The organism is Legionella qingyii (assembly GCF_003184185.1).
In genome coordinates, this window is record NZ_QHJG01000008.1 from 1 (window position 1) to 18,956 (window position 18,956).

Here is an 18,956-nt window from a genome sequence, read left to right on the forward strand (position 1 = left end):
CTCTTTCTACTCAATACTTAAGAAAAGTGATTGGTTTTTAAACTTTGATGAAATCGCCCTGCGAAATAAATACATATTGAATAATATTAATGTTAATTTAATCTTTCTCCTGTATAATTTGAATATATTTTACACAGCAAAGTTGTGTTTAAATTAATTTTTAAATGTTGATTATAGAAGGAAAATGAGCCATGCCATCTGGAAAGCAAAAACAATATTTTCGCGAGAAAACTAATGAAGCATATCTTGACTTAACGAGAGTAAGTTCTATTTATAAGTTTCAAGATCCGTTTTTTAAACAGCCCATGGCAATACCTATACCTAAAGTTGACAAGGTTGATTCGTTCGATACTTGGCTAAATAATGCAAGTAATATATTTAAGACCTTACTGCATTTTACTGAATTCGGTACGTACATGGCGCTTGAAAATATTGAGCAAAACGCCCCATTTAATCCTATTCAAAGCTTTTGCCTCGAATTTTTAGCATCAATAATAGATAGCATAGCAGCGTTGATCCCGGAAGAGAAAAAAGAAATAGAAATAGAAATGCAGCCTATGGGCCAGTAACTCATAAAACAACATAGTACACACTCTAGCTCGGAATCAAAGTGATAAACCATGACGATTGAAGTGATTTGGTAATAGTAACCCATTACCTAGAAAGTGACGAACCGAGCTAGAATACTTTAATTCTTCAAACAATTTGTTTCCTATTGCACAATAGAAAATTCCTATGAAAATCAGATGTTAATGGTTACTATATAAGATAGCTTCGATCCCATGCAAAAACAGCTTATGATAATATGGAATGAAGTTACATTTAATGATTAAGATGTGTTGCCAAATAAAAAGGAAGTGTGATGCGGCTTTGGATCAGGGGATTTACTTGTTTCAGTTTATATACATTAGTATCCTGTACTGTTTCTCTACCGCAACAAAGCCAAATTAAAAATCTAAAAACCGTTCCAGCCATGGAACACTCCATTAACAAAAGTTTACAAAAAAAAGAGATTTTTTCTGAAGGCAAATGGCCTAACAAACAATGGTGGTTATCTTATAATAATCCCGAACTCAACGCCCTGGTTACAGAAGCTTTAGCGAATAATCCTTCAATTCATGAAATCAAAAATCGTATTAAAGTTGCTAAGCAGCAAGCCATTGTTACACGCTCGTTATTAGCTCCTTTAGTTTTTTTTAATGCAGATGAAAATCGACAATATGTAAGTGAAAACGGTTTATATCGCGCATTCAATCATACATTTCCTTTAAACGCCAGACTCTTGGATCTTTCTCTTTCGTTTACTTATGAGTTTGATTTTTGGGGCAAAAACCGTAATCTTTTTTATTCCGCTTTAGGAGAGGCAAAAGTTCGAGAAGCGGAAGCCGCAGAAGTGGAGTTAATTACAAGTACTGCAATTGCTCAAGCCTTTTTTGCATATAAAACGAATCTGGTCAGAAAAAAATTATTTACGCAATTAATTGAAGTACGACAAAAAACTGCAAAATTACAAAACATATTGGTACAAAAAGGACTTTCATCAAAATTGCCTGCATTAGAAACCTCAGAAAAGCTGCTTGAATCTCAAAAATTACTTTCAAGTATTACTGATGAGTTAACAGCCGATAAACACCTGATTAATACTTTAGCAGGACGTGGGCCAGATACTCCTTTGTTAATTAAATCCACACTTCCCTCATTACCTAAGACTCTAAATATTCCCAAAATACTGCCATTGGATTTCTTAGCTCGCAGACCCGATCTTATGGCGCAAATTTGGCGAGCCAAAGCCCTAGCCTATAAAACAGGAGCCGCAATGGCAGAATATTATCCCAATATCAATCTGGCTGGTCTGATTGGTCTGGAAAGCACCAGTTGGAGAAAGTTTTTGGACTTATCGAGTGGTACTGCAGCAATTAGACCTGCCTTGCAATTACCTATTTTCACCGCAGGAGCAATAAGAGCGAATATCAATGCAACTAAAGCACAATTTGATGCAGCAATAGATGCATACAATAATTTACTCTTATTCAGTACTCAAGAAGTTCTTGATGTATTAGCTTTCGCGGAGGATGTCTATCAGCAAAAGTTAGAACAAAAACAAGTAGTGGAGTTTGCAAAACAACGTTATCAATTAAGTTATTTGCGCCAACAAAAAGGCTTGGATAGTTTATTTGATCTTTATTTTTTACAAGAAGAAGTCATTCAAAAAGAACTCGTAGATGTTACTCTACTTTATAACCAATACTTAGCCTCTATAAAATTAACCAGAGCTTTGGGAGGAGGTTACTATCAAAAAACGATACCGTTGGTGAAAAACTCATGAAAGAACGATCCGCCTCTTTTTATTTTACCGTCATTCTTATTGCTCTTTTTATTTTCCTTTTTTTATATTGGCTTTTTGTGTGGCGAAACCAAGTTTATACCAATGATGCCTATGTGCAAGGGAATCAGGTCTATATCAAGTCCTTACGCCCTGGATTCGTAACAGGTATCTATACCGACGATAGTTTTCTGGTAAAAAAAGGACAGCTCATTGTTTCACTAAATGAAACAGACTCACGTATAGCCCTGGAAAAAGCCAAGAAGAAACTTGCAAGTACAGTACGCGATGTATGCCAGGCATTTCATGATGTATTTATCCTGGCTGCAGAGATCGAAGTAAAGAAAGCACAACTTCTAAAAGCACGACAAAACCTGAAACATCGCTATGACGTAATTGATGTCAAAGGAGTTTCTTTAGAAGATTATCAAAATGCACAAGATGATCTAAAAGCTTCAATTGCCTCATTAAAAAGCACTGAAAACAACTATCAAAAAATGCTCGCTTTTGTACAAGGCACATCCATAATCGAACATCCTTGGGTACAAGCAGCAGCGCAGGAAGTACGTGATGCCTGGGTACAGTTATATCGGTGTAAAATATATGCGCCGGTAGATGGACTTGTAGCCCAAAGAACCATTCAGGTAGGCATGTGGCTTTCGCCTAAAGAACCACTGATGTCTATTATTCCTCTGGATCAAATATGGGTAAACGCTAATTATAAGGAAACCCAGCTGAAAAAAATGCGCATTGGGCAGAGCGTTACGTTTACTTCAGATCTTTATGGTTCTGATGTTGTATTTCACGGTAAAATTGTTGGTTTACCAGGTGGTGCCGGGAATGCTTTTTCCCTATTACCCCCCGAAAATCTTTCAGGAAACTGGATTAAAATAGTTCAAAGATTGCCAGTTCGAGTTGCTTTAGAACCGGAGGAATTAAAAAAACATCCTCTGCGAATTGGCCTTTCTTTAGAAGTAACTACCGATCTATCCGATCAAAGCGGCCCTTTAGTACCCACATCAAATTCCGGATCCCCCCATTATGTTACTGACATTTATCAAAAAGAAGAAAAAGGTGATGAACAACTTATCGCAGATATTATAAATACTAATTTGGATCCTAATCTCCAGAAATACGCCAATACGCCACTTACTCTAAATAAAATTGCTTTAAATGGAATGAGTAAACGATGATTCTCTATATTTTACTCTTATCACTTGCTGCAGTAATCTTCAATCTCACCTTACCTATAATGGCAGGTTTATATATTGTAAGCGATCTGGGTGGCAGTCCCTATATGACTTCGTATACAGTCAGTTTTTTTTGTATTGGAAATCTTTTAGGCGTACCTTTGGGAAAACCTGATGTAACGCGATTAAGCCCTATTCAACTTTTTGTTGTTTGTCTCAGTCTTACTGCCTTATGTTCGTGGGGATGTGCTACTGCCAGTGATTTCTTTACGTTTATCTTATTCAGGTTTTTAGAAGGTTTTGCTTCAGGACCAATGTTTCTTCTTATTACATGTACCCTTATTCCTTTGCTCTCTCCTAATAAGGATAAAGTCTATATTGTTTCTTTAGTATTGATTTGTCTTTCAATAATTCCCGTAATAGGTGCTTCTTATGGTGCTTGGATTGCTTACGACTACCATTGGCGATTCCTTTTTTTCTCTAATATACCTTTATGTATCTTTCTAATTTTTTATGTAGGTTATGGTTATAGAAAATATCATGAGCCCGTAAAAAAGAACTATTTTGATAGAGTTGGATATTTGTACTATTGCATCAGCATGATTTTTATTGGAACAGCTTTAACTACTGGCCAAGAGTTAGATTGGTTTCGTTCTTCTTTAATTACTTTTTTGCTTGTTTCTGGTGTAATCAGTCTTGTTTTTTTTATTTTACGAAGTTGGTCAGTCCAACATCCTGTGATTGATTTGAAATTACTAAAAAATTTTTATTTTTCATTCGCGATGATTTATATCGCATTATTTTTCGCACTCTATTTTGGCATGGTTATCTTATTGTCTTTATGGCTAAAACTTTACGTTAATTATACTCCTGATTGGATTGCCCTCATCATAGGAACAATGGCCTTTTGTGGATGGATTCCAGTACTCATCAATAAAAGGAAATATGAACCATTTTATCCATTGCTCATTGCCTTACTTTTTTTTGCGATTTCCTGTTTCTATACGGCCTACTTTAATGTGGATATTAATTTTAATCGGATTGCATTTTCACGAGGATTAGCAGGCGTAGGCCTTGCACTATTTTTATCCCCTCTTTTTCATCTAGCAGTGTACACTTTTCCTGAAACAAAACTTGCTGAATGCATTTGCTTTTTTCATGTTTCGCGCTTGCTGGGCAGTGGATTAGGAGTGGCTTTGTTTCTTATTTTATGGCATAGACGAGAAGTATTTTTTCATCTTCGATTAGGGAGTAGTTTGACTGCATTTTCTCCAGAAACACAACGGTTTCTAGCGCAGGCCAAATTATTACATCTTCAGGGTAAACATGCTTCGGCACAATTAAACTTCTATCTTACGCGACAGGCTACTGCTTTAGCTCTCGATGATTGCTTTTACCTTATGGGTTGGATAGCACTCTTATTGCTGTTTTTTTTAATCCTTATTTTTTTATTTCGTAATACAATAAATTCAACAAAAAAAGATAAGAGTCCACTATTAGATAATAGTATTTTAGAACAAAGATCTTAAAACTGGATTTCCCTACCCGTTCCTGCCCATCTTCATTGGCAAAAGACAAACATCAATTAATTAATCTTAATTCTTCTGTAAAAAAAGGACCATCCATAAGTTTTTCTGGCCATTTAAAAAGCATTACGGTAAGAATATTACGATGTTCACCAAATATAAAATCTACGGATCTAGAACGAGTAGGAATCATCTGATGTTGTATGTTATATACTCGTTCTAAATGATCCCTTATTATTTTAATTGCTGGAGAATCTTTTTTATTTAATAACAACAAACAAACCCCTACTTCGGCGATAACATCATTTTCAGTTCGCTCCATTATTTGTTGTATATTGCGCTCAAAATATTCACTTATCCAACGAAAAGCATCGTCATTAACTGAACTCTGATAATAATGGCTCGCTGCTGTAACAAAATGGGTCATACCATAAATTTTTGCTTCATATTCCAATTCTGATAGTTGACTATCCTTATAATCTGGAAAAGTATGCTGAAATAGTTTGGTATAGGATTTTCTTAAATCAACTATGTGCAAATCATGTAAGTAATAAACGTAATTAACTAATTGAGCCCCATAAATTTTAATGTTTTCCTCATTTAAGATAAATTCCTCCAACCGAGTAATTTGAGTTTTTAATACGTCGATAACGATATTGGTTTGTGGAAACAGAGACGTATTTTCCAAATGATATGAAAAAATTTTATTGGTTATCTCTAATAAGTAAAGATAAAAAAATAGATCTCCATATTGTGATATTTTTCTGATACGTAACTTGTATTTTTGCATAGGATTTTGGTGAGCATCTAATAATAAATTATTTGATTTTTTAAGGATGAGCTCCGGTTGATCGAAACTTGAGAAAAGATAGTGATATTTATTGCTCAAAAAGAAAACATAATCAATAACAGAATTCAAATGTTCTTTATTGCCGGTGATTCGATACATTCTTATTGAAAAGTGCTCTTGTTTCACTATAGGCAATTTATAAAGATTTGATTTATAGTTATCTAAGACTAAATCAGCTATTTCTGAATGACAAATTGCTGAAAAAAAAAATATTAAAAAAAATAAAGGTTTCACAGCCATACTATACAAAGTGGATCTTGAACTGGTTATTAAAAATAATCAGCGTGATTATAGAGTAAACATGAGTTAATTGAAAACGGCATTTAAGCCTATTACCAAAATGCATGTGTTCCGCGTAGCAACACATAGAGTATTTTCACCGCAATTCGTACATAGAAAGATCGCATGACTCAATAATAAATCACTTTGAAAATAAAGCTTATCTGGAAAACAATTCAGCCCAAATCAACAAACTAAGTTAGGATGGATGAAATTGAGATCTTATATAGCAAAAAAAAGTAACCTTTGTCTTTCTCAAAGCCATGAATCTTTATGATTGAGGCATAAAACATCCAGAAAAAAAGCCCGAGTTTCGTTGCGCTAAACTCGGGCTACAATAGCCTAGAATTAAAATAAATAATGTCCTATTCTACCCTACGCCAAGTAGTTCCATTCACTCCATCCTCTAACTCGATTCCACGACTTAATAAGTCTGCTCTTATCTGGTCAGCGCGCTCCCAATTGCGATCGGCACGTGCTTGAAGTCGTTCTGCAATTAATTGCTCTATTTCTACCTTATCCTCTTCAGCAAACCCTGACTGCAAGAAAGAAGCTGGATCGGCCTGCAATAACCCCATAATACCTGCTAAATGCTTCAATGTAGCAGTTAGAGTCGGTGAGTTATTCTTATTTACTTCATGGCTAAGCTGAAACAAAACAGATAATGCAACTGGAGTATTAAAATCATCATTCATTGCCTGGTTAAATTCATTAATCCAATGATTATCTAATTCCCCGTCTACGATAGTATTATTGTCTTTTATGGTTTGATATAAACGAGTTAATGCTTTTTTTGCATTAGTCAAATTCTCTTCAGAATAATTCAATGAACTACGGTAATGACTGCTTAATAGAAAATAACGAACAACTTCAGGATGGTGCTTAGCCAAAACATCAGCAATAGTGAAAAAATTACCCAATGACTTTGACATTTTTTCGTTATTAACTTGCAACATTCCTACATGCAACCAGTAATTTGCAAATGTTTTTTCAGTAGCCGCTTCACTCTGAGCGATCTCATTCTCATGGTGAGGGAATTGTAAATCCAATCCTCCTCCATGAATATCGAATTGCTCACCTAACTCACTCATTGCCATGGCAGAACATTCAATATGCCAGCCTGGACGTCCTTCCCCCCAAGGAGAAGGCCAGCTGGGCTCGCCTTGTTTTGCTTTTTTCCATAAAACAAAATCCAATGGAGAACGTTTTTCTTTCACAATTTCAACACGTGCTCCAGCGACTAATCCTTCTAAATCCTTGTGTGATAATTTACCATAATCAGCAAACGAGTTGACTTGATAACATACATCACCATTATCACTAAGATATGCATTTCCTTTCGCAAGCAAACGCTCAATTAATCGAATAATACTGTTTATATGTTCCGTAGCTCTTGGTTCTACATCCGGCGGTAAAATATTTAACGCTTGTGTATCCTCATTCATTGCTGCAATATATTGAGCAGTCAATTCATCTATTGGTATTGCACGTTCATGTGCGCGTGCGATAATTTTGTCGTCAATGTCCGTAATATTACGCACATATTTCACCTCATATCCCTGGGAACGCAAATAACGAACCATAACGTCAAAAGCTACCATAGAGCGAGCATGGCCTATATGACAATGATCATATACAGTAATCCCACAAACATAGATACCAATTTTTCCAGGTGAAATAGAAACAAATGGTTCTTTTGTTCTGGTTAAAGAATTATATAAATGCAACATATCTGCCCCTTTAGCTTACCCTAGTTTTCCCCAAGTATCTTTCAAGTCAACTACACGATGAAATGTGTTAACACGTCCATCTTTTAATTCATTAACACCATAGTATCCCAAGCGTTCAAATTGAAACACCTCGCCTAATTGTTGATTTGCTAAAGCCGGTTCACAATAGGCTTGCTTTATTTGTAATGAATTATGATTTAAAAATTGAAAAAAATCGTCCTCTCGACCAGGGTTGGGATCATTAAATAAACGGTCATATTCCAATACAGTTACAGGATAAGCATGTGCACAAGATACCCAATGAATGACGCCTTTTACTTTTCTATCCTCAGGATTTTTTCCTAAAGTTTTTTCATCATAGGTACAGCGTAACTCAACAATGTTACCCTGCTCATCATGAATCACTTCGTGACATTTGATTACATAAGCATGACGTAAACGTACCTCAGCCCCAGGAGACAAACGGAAGTATTTTTTGGGTGGCTCTTCCATAAAATCTGATCGTTCAATAAAAAGCTCTCGAGTGAATGGTAAATCACGTCGCTCCGAATTTGGATCTTGCTGATTATAAGCTGGCTTTAATACTTCTACTTTGCCTTCAGGATAATTTTCTATAACTACTTTTATAGGATCCATAACGCATAAAGCACGTTTCGCTGTTCTATTTAACTCATCACGAACACATTCTTCGAGTATGGACATATCAATTACAGAATCACTACGTGATATCCCTATTACTTCGCAAAACTGACGAATTGCAGCTGCCGGGTAACCACGTTTTCTCATACCACGTATAGTAGGCATTCGTGGATCATCCCATCCAGAAACCGCCTTTTGTTCAACCAGTTCACGCAATTTACGCTTTGAAGTAACTGTATGTGATAAATTTAAACGAGCAAACTCTGTTTGTATAGGCTTTGCAGGTAAAGGCAAATTGTCAACGCACCAGTCATAAAGTGGACGGTGATCTTGAAACTCTAAAGTACACAATGAATGAGTAATTTTTTCTAAAGCATCAGAAATAGGATGTGCATAATCATACATCGGATAAATACACCATTCATCGCCTGTGCGTTGATGATGTGCATGTCGAATGCGGTAGATTACCGGATCACGCATATTCAAGTTACCTGATTGCATGTCAATTTTTGCTCTTAATACATGAGCACCATCAGGAAACTCCCCTGCTTTCATGCGTGAGAATAAATCCAAACTTTCTTCTATTGGTCTATTTCTGTAAGGGCTTTCACGTCCAGGCTCTTGCAAGGTTCCACGATAAGCACGAATTTCTTCCATGCTTAAACTATCGACATAAGCCAAATCTTTTTTTATAAGTAATACTGCAAAATCATAGAGCTCATGGTAATAGTCTGAGGAGTGTGTCATGTCATACCATTCAAAACCTAACCAGCGTACATCCTCAATAATGGCGTTGACATATTCTTCCTCTTCTTTAATTGGATTAGTATCGTCAAAACGTAGATAACAGATACCACCAAACTCTTGCGCCAAACCAAAATTCAAACAAATAGATTTAGCATGCCCTACATGCAAATATCCATTAGGTTCGGGAGGAAAACGAGTCACTACAGACTTATGTTTGCCACTCGCCAGTTCATCAGTAATCAGTTGCCTTATAAAATGAGCTCGTTTTTCAGTTAATTCTATCATTGGGATTTTTCCGTCACTGTTATTACTATGTAGCCTCAGTAAAAATAAGCTATAACTCGATTTATCTCATAATACCGGTATCTTATAATACCGGATTCCCAGGTCACGCCATTGCGTTCATCCAAGCCTGTTTACAAAAGGCCATGTTCTCTATATCTCATTAGCAGGAATAATAATGGTATAAGCTTTGCCATTATTTTAAATTTTATCCATAGCATGTCGCATAGAGTAAAGTAAATCTGCCCCAGCTTCCAACATATCTCTATTCGCGTTATAAGCATCCAGAATTCGCGTAATCAGGGCAGCTCCAACAATAACACCATCTGCAAATCTGGCAACTTCTGCAGCCATTTCTGGTGTTTTTATACCAAAGCCTACCATTAATGGAAGATTGGTTTGTGCTTTACGGTGTTGATACTGCGATTTTAAAGACGATATATCCAATGCATCAGAACCAGTAACACCTTTTAAAGACACATAGTACAAATATCCCTTGGCGAAATGGTTAATTAATGCCATTCGCTCATCTGATGTCGTAGGAGAACAAAGAAAGATACTGTATAAGCCATATTTTTGCCAGATCTTGGCTACTTCCTCACTTTCTTCTGGAGGTAAATCTACCAATATCGTTCCATCCACGCCGGATTCTAATGCCTGTTGTGCAAAAAGTTCATAACCAAAATGCTCAATAGGATTTAAATACCCCATTATAACAACTGGCGTTTCTTGATCCTGCAAACGAAATTCTTTCACCATATTCAAAACAGTTTGGCAATGCACGTCCTGAGCAAGCGCTCGCTCCATTGCTTTTTGGATAACAGGTCCTTCAGCCATGGGATCAGAAAATGGAATTCCGAGTTCTAAAATATCTGCTCCGGCTCTAACCAACTCATGCATCAGTTTTACCGTGATTTCTGGATAAGGATCTCCGGCAGTAATGTAAGGGCTAAGCATTTTTTTGCCACTCGCGTGAAGACGCTTTAATGTTTTGTCAATTCGATTCATACGGTAATCCCATCAATTTGAGCCACAGTGTGCATATCTTTATCACCGCGACCCGATAAATTCACGATAATACTTTGGTCCGCAGACATGTTCTTGGCGAGTTTCATTGCATAGGCAACTGCATGACTGGACTCAAGAGCAGGAATAATTCCTTCAACCCGTGTTAAAGTACGAAAAGCGTGCAGCGCTTCATCATCATTAATGGCTTCATAAATTACACGCCCAGTATCTTTTAAATAAGCATGTTCCGGTCCTACCCCAGGGTAGTCAAGGCCTGCAGAGACCGAATGTGTATCTTTAATTTGACCGTATTCATCACAGAGCAAATAAGTTCGGTTACCATGTAAAACCCCTGGTTTTCCGGCAATCAATGAAGCAGAATGTTCGCCACTTTCTAAACCTTTTCCTCCCGCTTCAACTCCATAAATGGCAACTGTTGAATCATTCAAAAAGGGGTAAAATAAACCAATTGCATTAGAGCCTCCACCTACGCAAGCAACTAATGCATCGGGTAAACGTCCAGTCTTTTCCAGAAATTGGGCTCTAGCTTCAATGCCAATAACAGATTGAAAATCTCTAACCATCTGTGGATAAGGATGTGGGCCTGCGACTGTCCCAATAATATAAAAGGTATCATCAACATGGCTGACCCAATCGCGCATCGCCTCATTTAATGCATCTTTTAACGTTTGCGACCCTGATGTGACTGGGACAACTTCCGCGCCTAACAATTTCATGCGATAAACATTAGATGACTGACGTTTTATATCCTCAGCCCCCATATATACCACGCATTCCAAACCTAATTTAGCCGCTACTGTTGCTGAAGCCACCCCATGTTGGCCTGCGCCTGTTTCGGCAATTACCCTGGTTTTTCCCATACGTGTAGCAAGGAGCGCTTGCCCTACCGTATTATTAATTTTGTGCGCTCCGGTATGATTCAAATCCTCTCGTTTTAAATAGATTTGTGCCCCACCAATTTCCCTGCTTAAACGTTGTGCATGATAAAGTGGATTAGGTCGTCCTACATAATCTTTTAATTCAGCATTTAGCTCTGCTAAAAAATCGGGATCTTTTCGATATTTTGCATACGCTTCTTCTAATTGTTTTAATGCATACATCAAAGTATCTGCTACGAAAATACCACCGTAGGGACCAAAGTGCCCGTGCTCGTCAGGAAGCTCTTTTTTGTTCATTTCTACCTTCATTAACTTCTTAAAAATGTAGCCTGGGTGAAGCGCAGCATAACCCGAGATCCGCGATCCAATTTCCCAGGTTACGCTGCGCTTCACCCAGGCTACTATATTACCAATTTAACAATTTCTGCATAAATCGACTCATTTTGCCATGCTCTTTAATCCCAGGTGATACCTCAATACCACTACACAGATCTACGGCATAAGGATGACATGATTTAATTGCTTCGAGTACATTAAACTCATCTAATCCACCAGCCAATATGTAAGGCTTTTCCACCTTTTGTGGAATAATTTTCCAATCAAAAGCGCATCCAGTGCCGCCTCGCGCTACATCTGAAGGTGTATCTAACAACAACGCGCTTGCGGTTTCAAACTCCTGTACTGTCTGATGAATATATGCGGTTGAATTACAATGTATGGCTTTTATAAAAGGCTTATTAAATTGCTTACAAAACTCAGCTGATTCATCACCATGAAACTGCAATAACTGAATTGGCAGTTCTTCTACTATTTTATAGACTAAATCTCGCTCAGGATTCACCAAAACAGCAACCGAATCTACAAATGCAGGCAAATCTTTTAATAAGGCTTTTGCCTGATCTATTGAAACATAACGAGAACTTTTTGGATAAAAAATCAAACCTATAGCATCAACACCCAGATTAATGGCATGTGCGATATCTTCGCTACGTGTCATTCCACACATTTTGACTCGCATGCGTCCCAGATTCATTATTTCTCCACAAGAAAAGAAGGTCCCGGATTATTCTGTAATATTGAAAACGTCTGAGGATAAGTCACTTGCACTAAATACAATCCATACGCGGGTGCTGTTTCTGCACCTAGTCTCCTGTCTTTTGCTTTTAGTACCTCATCAACCCAAGATACAGGATGTTTTCCCGAACCGACTGCAATTAGCACACCAGCGATATTACGCACCATATGATGTAAAAAAGCATTAGCAGTTATATCAATTATAACCAAATCACCTGTGCGACTAACCTGTAATTTATGGATATTCCGCATAGGCGTGTTTGACTGGCATTCAACAGAACGAAATGAAGTAAAATCATTCTCGCCTAATAAAACCTGGGCCGCTTGATGCATCAGACGATGATCTAATTGCCTGTATTGCCAAGTTATATTGCTTCGAAATAAAGCAGGTCGAATGGCTCCATTATAAATGACATAACGATATCTTCTTGCAGTAGCAGAATATCTCGCATGAAATTCTTCTGTTAATTCCTTCCCCCATTTAACACAAATGTCTTTAGGCAGAAAAGAGTTCACTCCATGGATCCATGCACGAATGCTGCGCACTTTATCACAGTCAAAATGAATTACTTGATTTGTAGCATGCACACCAGTATCTGTCCTGCCTGCACAAACGACAGAAATAGGGCCATCTGCTACCTTTGATAAAGCATGTTCTATGGCTTGTTGCACAGTATGCAAGCCTGTTTGTGCTTGCCAGCCATGATACTGGCTACCATCGTACTCAAGCACTAAGGCAATACGCATTGAATATTCCTGATAAAAGGGTCAATTTATAATACAGTATATGTTTTGTCTATACCTTAATATGATTGATTTACAAGTTTATTAGATATTATAGTAATTTCTTTTGTCTAGATTCTGATTTTTAGTAATTAAAGAATTTTGCACACTATAAATTTACAGATAAAATCCCTTCTTCAAAAAGCATCTTCAAACTATCTTATTGATTTGATTCATTCAATTATGATACTTTCTCATGCCGCAATTAATTAGCGCCATTTATTGGTGCATATCTTAATCATTAAATTGAGACTCATTATGAAAAGGAATTTATTTTACTTAGGTATTACCACTTTATTATTTGTCTTCCATAGCCCCTCTTACTCTAAGAATATCGAAAACATACAAAGTTCCTTACATCAATCTATTTCCAACGCTCAAGGCAATTGGTTTACATCACTTGGAGGAGGCGCGCAATTTCCTGAGTTAAATTCCCATACGAAAGTAAATAATGGCTCGGGATTTCCAGCTCCTTATGGTGCTGATCGTTACTCAATCACGAATGATAATGGAGGAGTTATTGCAGCCTCTATGGGCCGACGTTGGCATAATGATAGCATCTGGTTTCCTTCTTATTCATTGAGTATCTTTTGGCAGTACTTTTTCAAAACACATATCAGCGGTGAAATAACACAATATTCCTTACCGCAATTTACCAACTACAATTACAATCTGGATTTTACTTCCAATCTCTTATTAGCCTCTGGAAAAATTAATCTGATGCGATATGGAATTTTTTCACCGTATATTAACGGAGGGATAGGCACCTCTTTCAACAATATTTCTAACTATAGTGAAACAGCATTTGCAGGAGTTACCCCACGAGTTAGTGCTGGGTATAGAAATTCTAATACAAGTGAATTCGCTTACAATGTAGGTGCCGGGGTTGATGTGCAAATCCTTCCGCAATTGTTCCTCTCAGTTGGTTATATTTATCAGGATTTAGGCCCCCTCTCCTCTGGTCACGGAGTTAATGCATGGACTGGAGAATCATTAAATCTTGGTTCCTATCGTTCAAACGAAGTCTTAATCACAGCTACCTATCTTTTTGGTACTGAAAAAAACTTTGTCAAATAAAGAAAGGAAAACATCATTGCCTGGGCATAGCACAGCCCGGGTTAATTTGATAATGGATCCGGGGTTACGTCTTTGCCTTCGCCCTGGCTAGAATTAAAAACATTATGACTTCCCTTGAATCTCATCAATTAAGCGTTGAGCTTCTTCTTTTTGTGACTTGGTACCATGCTCCATTACTTCATTTAGAGAATGCAATGCAGATTCTATATCTTCCATTCCAATATACGTTCTTGCAAGAGCCAACAGAGTATCTAATGCCTTTTTGTTCTTTAACTGGGAAAGACCTCTACTCTCCTCTTCTTTCTGTGTTTGAATGACCTCAACAGATGAAGAAGGAGTAAAATCCAAACCATTGTCATCTTCTACGAGCTCTTGAGAATTATCTTCATCTAGGGTGGGCTTTGTTGTAAGTTTATGATGTAAACCCGATTCAAACTCTAGTAAATTATCCTCTTGATGTTTATCTTTTTTGCTTTCATCAGTTTGCTTGGATGATTCAATTTTTTCTTCAGTAGGTATAATTTCCAGCAATTGCCCTTCATCTGTTATCAGCAATTGAGGCTCAATAGCAGCAGAAGTATGTTCTCCAAGATCACCGGCATCTTCTAATTTAGGTTCAGGCTTTAATTCAGATTTAAATTTTACTTCAGGCACAGATTTTACCTCAGGCTCAGATTTTACTTGGGGCTCAGATTTTCTTTCCTGTAGGGGATCTTTCGTAATTAGCCCATCATCTGAACTAATAATGGGTCGAGTTGAAGCCCGATGAAGTGTATTGCTCTTCTCTGTAGGCGATCCTTTCTTTCCTTGATCACGCCATTTAAAATAATAATATGCAACGACGCCACTAGCTCCACCAGCAACCAGCAATAATAGGAATAGAATCCAAGACTCATAGGGTTGATCAGAATTGCTCTTGGAGTTGGCTTGCCCTGCAATTGCTATCCGCTCTTTCATCATCGTTTGAATTTGATTACGGATTAATTGAAGCTCCTGATCCCGCATATCCAATTGGTTTTGTAATTTTTTATTTTGCGTTTGTAATAAGCTTAATTGTTCTGTTAATAGTGCATTAGACTCTCGCAAAGAATCTACAGCAGCAGTTGTAATTGATATTTCAGCCTTCAGTGTCCTATTTTGCTCTGGACTTACTTGTTTTTGAGTCTCCAGTGACGGGATTGGACTTGGCAAAGTAAATCTCGAGAACGTTTGATTCGGTACCAAAGTCGAAACATCAGAAAATTTTGGCACAGGAGGTATTTGCGAGTACTCAACAGAGTCAGCACTAGATGCTTGACCTGTTATATAGGGTGGAGCTATTACATGATTAATTGATGCTTTTTCATTCCATGCTTTATCATGAGCCATTACTTCAACTGTAGCTAAGTCAGCGGGAACCTCCTGAAACTCTTTATCAGAAGGAATTTTAAGGCGAACACCGGTTTTCAATCCATTTAAATTTCCATCAACAAATGCTTCAGGATTTGCTCCCACAATTGCAAGAACAATTTGTGGTAAAATTGCTTCAGAAGTTTTATATCTTTGCGCAATTTGCCATACATTTTCATTAAATATTGTAGGACCATAAACTGCAATTTTCTTTTGACCAGCATGATTCACTTTATGATATTTTTTAGTCGAATCCGTTACATTTTGATGATTAGCGAATTTTCTCTGATATGTTAAACCGCTTTGTGCAGTTGCATTCGCTAATTTATAGCCTGGTGGATCCAACAATACCGTATAAACTTTATAGATTTGTCCTTTTGGCCAGATCAAATCAACAATTAGTTGCACATAAGGATCCGTCATTCGTTCTGTAGAGTGAACTTCTACAACGAATTTTCCCTTCTCATTTTTTCTAATATCGAAAGAAAGAGAATTAACTTCTTCAGAGCGCTCAATACCTAAACTTCGGTAGCTTTGCGGTTCAGCTAGCCCCACTTTAATACCAGACAAAGAAACGTCCTGTACATCGAGTAACTCAATTTCAGCGAGAAAAGGCTGGTCTAATGCTGATTCTACTTTCATTTCACCTAATCCTAGAGAGTAGGCGCTCATTGGCAAAGTAAGTGAAAATAGAGATGAGAATAAAACCTTTTTTTTCAATCAGCGCTCCATGCCCATTGGATTTGCAAGCAGGAAATTAGTTTTTAAAAAAATTAGCATTCTTTACTAATCCATTCAAGTAATTAGGGTTCACATGAACATCTTATATAGAACTATTCGATTACAAAATAGTACTTTGACTAGATAACTGTACTTGCAATGAAGGCAAGAGTCCATCGTTATCTCTATAAAATTTCTAACAAAAATGAGCTTCCCATCTCAATAGGAATAATTGATAATAACATGAATTAATATTGAAAATAGGATAAAAGTCATGGAATTCAGCAAAATAAATCCGCTTGCTTTAGGAATATCTATTAGTGTTCTATCAGCCCTCGCTTCTTTTTTTATGGGCTTAGCGGCATTTGTTTTTTACACTGGAAAACCCTTTGTCGCCATGGTTGGGAGTATATATCTTTCATATACTCCCTCCTTGGCTAATGCCGGCCTTGGTGCGGCCATAGTACTTATGAACACTTTTGTTAGTAGTTATATTGCTGCCTGGGTATACAACTTTCTACTTGATTACGTTAGATAAGAGTTGACTCCTGAGTGAAATCTTGCATCCCATGATAATGGGATGCAGTATAGCAATCTTCAATAGAAATAAAATCAAACCAACAGGTTTGAAGTAACATCAAAGTCTTGTACCCCAATTCAATATTAGTTTCAATCAATTGATCTATAAGTAACTCTAATTGTTCATGCTGATGCAATGCTTGTTTTGATTTCGGCTTTTCCTTGCACATTTTAGCAAACATAGCCTGGAACCTTTCTTCAACCATTTTAGGAACTGTCGAATTACCATCAAAAATACGATGATCCGCACTGATTGATACAGGCAACATATCTTTAGGTACAAATGATTGAGTTTCATGTTGCCACACAGGTTTTCGGTCAACTTCCATGATAGTAAAGCGCATGGACTCAGTTTTACGAAGAGGTGCCATCGATTGAGTATAGCCAAAAACACCTATATTACTTAATGAAATGTACGGTGTTCCTGCGAGGGGATAAGGATAAGTGTTATATGCATATTCATAAACCATATCCTTCATAAGTTGCTGTACACGTGGATTTGTTTTTTCCAATTGTTCACGTTTTTTATAGCAATAAACCATCATGCCTACTATGGTTCGAATTTTTGCTGACAACTCATAAAAGCTAAGATTATGACAATTTTCGAAAACAATTGTTCCAAGATGATCGCCACATCCTGGTAGCAATACAACAAGACCGACATATGCTTCTTTCGTTTGAAAAATTTTTCTAAAACTCAAATAATTTCTAAAAGAATCCGATAATGTCATCCAGGAACTAACTGCCTGCAACATCAATGTGGTCAAGGTCTCTGAGGCAAATTTTTTATTAAAAAAATCAAGGCATGAGATATCGATACTAAACTGTCCAGTCATAGTTGGATCGCTAGGATTATCCCACTGGGTCATGAGTACTTTTCGAATCGGAGTCATTTCAACTTCTCGATTGGACTCAGTATAATTTCGAACTCTAGGTAATAGCTCATCCGCAAACCCCATGAAATTTTTCCAATTTTCACTGGGATCAAGATTGACTTTACGGAGCTGCTGGGTATGCTTTTCATTGAGTGATTCCTTAAAATGCATCACTCCTTCAACTCCCAATAAAGCACTAACAGAAGACATATATTTATATTGCATAAAAATATTGGTTATTAATTGTTCTTCCAGATAAGCAATTTTCGGTTTTATTTGCTCAACATCTGGCATGCCAATATCGCGATATAACTCTGCTTCGCATACATGACGATGCTCGTCTTCAAGAATTGTCTTGAATACTTTGGGCGCAACACCATAGCGATGTAAACTTTCAAATATTTCCTCAATCCATCCCTCACCAATAAGATTAAGCAACATAATTGCTACTTTAGGGCAACTTTCTGCCCGAATAAAGTTACAAATGATTTCAATATGAGGACTATAAGGTGGTGGAGAAGCATAAGGAGCACAAAGCATATAAACAATTTTAGTAAATACTAAACCATGAAATATTTCATCAAGCAATTGTTGACGCATACGTTTTCTGTATTCAACAGTGGACATTTTTGATTCAAATTTAAGAGGAATTTGCACTGCCAATACTTCGAGCTGTGCTAAAAGTGAAAACGTATAAATATAAAAAAGCTTGTCAGATTGAAGTTCAAAAGGTAAACCATCGCAAAATAACTCATTTATTCTATTTTTAATGAGTTGTTTCTCTTCTACGGTAATCTTGTTCCATCCCTCTAAAATCCATTTTTCTGCACCCCAAGATGGTCTAAGCAATTCAGTAAGTTCTTCCACGATATTTACCATAAAATCAAAGATTTTTCAGTATAGACATAGCAAGCGTATGAGTCAATCATGCTCTATAGCAAAACATTTAGCAATTTTTACTCCCCTCTTTACTGAATAAAATAAAT

The 18,956-nt window shown here is 36.9% G+C and carries 15 protein-coding genes; 6 read left to right on the top strand and 9 right to left on the bottom strand.

Annotated features, from left to right (window positions below):
* Positions 1-191: 191 nt before the first annotated feature.
* The 4 genes from DGG96_RS06050 to DGG96_RS06065 all read left to right on the top strand — a co-directional run bounded on the left by DGG96_RS06050 (position 192) and on the right by DGG96_RS06065 (position 5,042).
* On the top strand, positions 192-569 hold the full coding sequence (locus DGG96_RS06050; RefSeq protein ID WP_110141563.1) for a hypothetical protein: 378 nt from the start codon (positions 192-194) through the stop codon (positions 567-569).
* Between the two features lie 293 nt (positions 570-862).
* Positions 863-2,326, top strand: coding sequence for an efflux transporter outer membrane subunit (locus DGG96_RS06055; RefSeq protein WP_110141562.1), 1,464 nt, complete (start codon positions 863-865; stop codon positions 2,324-2,326).
* Positions 2,323-3,516, top strand: a complete 1,194-nt coding sequence (locus tag DGG96_RS06060) for an HlyD/EmrA/EmrK family protein (protein ID WP_110141561.1) — start codon at positions 2,323-2,325, stop codon at positions 3,514-3,516. The genes DGG96_RS06055 and DGG96_RS06060 overlap by 4 nt, the downstream gene beginning before the upstream one ends.
* Complete coding sequence (locus DGG96_RS06065; protein ID WP_110141560.1) at positions 3,513-5,042, top strand: MFS transporter; 1,530 nt, start codon at positions 3,513-3,515, stop codon at positions 5,040-5,042. The genes DGG96_RS06060 and DGG96_RS06065 overlap by 4 nt, the downstream gene beginning before the upstream one ends.
* 52 nt (positions 5,043-5,094) lie before the next feature.
* Here the strand turns inward: DGG96_RS06065 and DGG96_RS06070 are convergent, their stop codons facing one another.
* The 7 genes from DGG96_RS06070 to truA form a co-directional block, all read right to left on the bottom strand.
* A complete protein-coding gene (locus DGG96_RS06070) occupies positions 5,095-6,123 on the bottom strand; it encodes a DUF3541 domain-containing protein (protein WP_158618858.1) in 1,029 nt (342 codons plus the stop codon).
* A gap of 410 nt (positions 6,124-6,533) precedes the next feature.
* Positions 6,534-7,898, bottom strand: coding sequence for a cysteine--tRNA ligase (cysS, locus tag DGG96_RS06075; protein WP_110141558.1), 1,365 nt, complete (start codon positions 7,896-7,898; stop codon positions 6,534-6,536).
* A gap of 15 nt (positions 7,899-7,913) precedes the next feature.
* Positions 7,914-9,569, bottom strand: a complete 1,656-nt coding sequence (locus DGG96_RS06080) for a glutamine--tRNA ligase/YqeY domain fusion protein (protein ID WP_110141557.1) — start codon at positions 9,567-9,569, stop codon at positions 7,914-7,916.
* Between the two features lie 198 nt (positions 9,570-9,767).
* Positions 9,768-10,574: a tryptophan synthase subunit alpha gene (gene trpA, locus DGG96_RS06085; RefSeq protein ID WP_110141556.1), complete on the bottom strand. Its 807-nt coding sequence runs from the start codon at positions 10,572-10,574 to the stop codon at positions 9,768-9,770.
* On the bottom strand, positions 10,571-11,770 hold the full coding sequence (gene trpB / locus DGG96_RS06090; protein WP_110141572.1) for a tryptophan synthase subunit beta: 1,200 nt from the start codon (positions 11,768-11,770) through the stop codon (positions 10,571-10,573). The genes trpA and trpB overlap by 4 nt, the downstream gene beginning before the upstream one ends.
* Positions 11,771-11,879: 109 nt before the next feature.
* Complete coding sequence (locus tag DGG96_RS06095; protein WP_110141555.1) at positions 11,880-12,506, bottom strand: phosphoribosylanthranilate isomerase; 627 nt, start codon at positions 12,504-12,506, stop codon at positions 11,880-11,882.
* Entirely contained in the window at positions 12,506-13,294 is a 789-nt protein-coding gene (truA, locus tag DGG96_RS06100) for a tRNA pseudouridine(38-40) synthase TruA (RefSeq protein ID WP_110141554.1), read from the bottom strand. Before truA ends, DGG96_RS06095 begins: the two co-directional genes overlap by 1 nt.
* A 294-nt stretch (positions 13,295-13,588) precedes the next feature.
* On the opposite strand from truA, the gene DGG96_RS06105 reads away from it, so the two are divergent.
* Positions 13,589-14,407 carry an outer membrane protein gene (locus DGG96_RS06105; RefSeq protein WP_110141553.1) on the top strand — a complete coding sequence of 273 codons (819 nt, stop codon included), beginning with the start codon at positions 13,589-13,591 and terminating at the stop codon, positions 14,405-14,407.
* Between the two features lie 102 nt (positions 14,408-14,509).
* On the opposite strand, the gene DGG96_RS06110 is transcribed toward DGG96_RS06105, so the two are convergent.
* Positions 14,510-16,516, bottom strand: coding sequence for a motility hub landmark protein FimV (locus tag DGG96_RS06110; RefSeq protein ID WP_110141552.1), 2,007 nt, complete (start codon positions 16,514-16,516; stop codon positions 14,510-14,512).
* A gap of 274 nt (positions 16,517-16,790) precedes the next feature.
* Between DGG96_RS06110 and DGG96_RS06115 the strand changes: the two genes are divergently transcribed.
* Positions 16,791-17,054 carry a hypothetical protein gene (locus DGG96_RS06115; RefSeq protein WP_110141551.1) on the top strand — a complete coding sequence of 88 codons (264 nt, stop codon included), beginning with the start codon at positions 16,791-16,793 and terminating at the stop codon, positions 17,052-17,054.
* On the opposite strand, the gene DGG96_RS06120 is transcribed toward DGG96_RS06115, so the two are convergent.
* Positions 17,047-18,837, bottom strand: a complete 1,791-nt coding sequence (locus tag DGG96_RS06120) for a 2-oxo acid dehydrogenase subunit E2 (protein WP_110141550.1) — start codon at positions 18,835-18,837, stop codon at positions 17,047-17,049. The genes DGG96_RS06115 and DGG96_RS06120 overlap by 8 nt on opposite strands.
* Positions 18,838-18,956 lie beyond the last annotated feature (119 nt).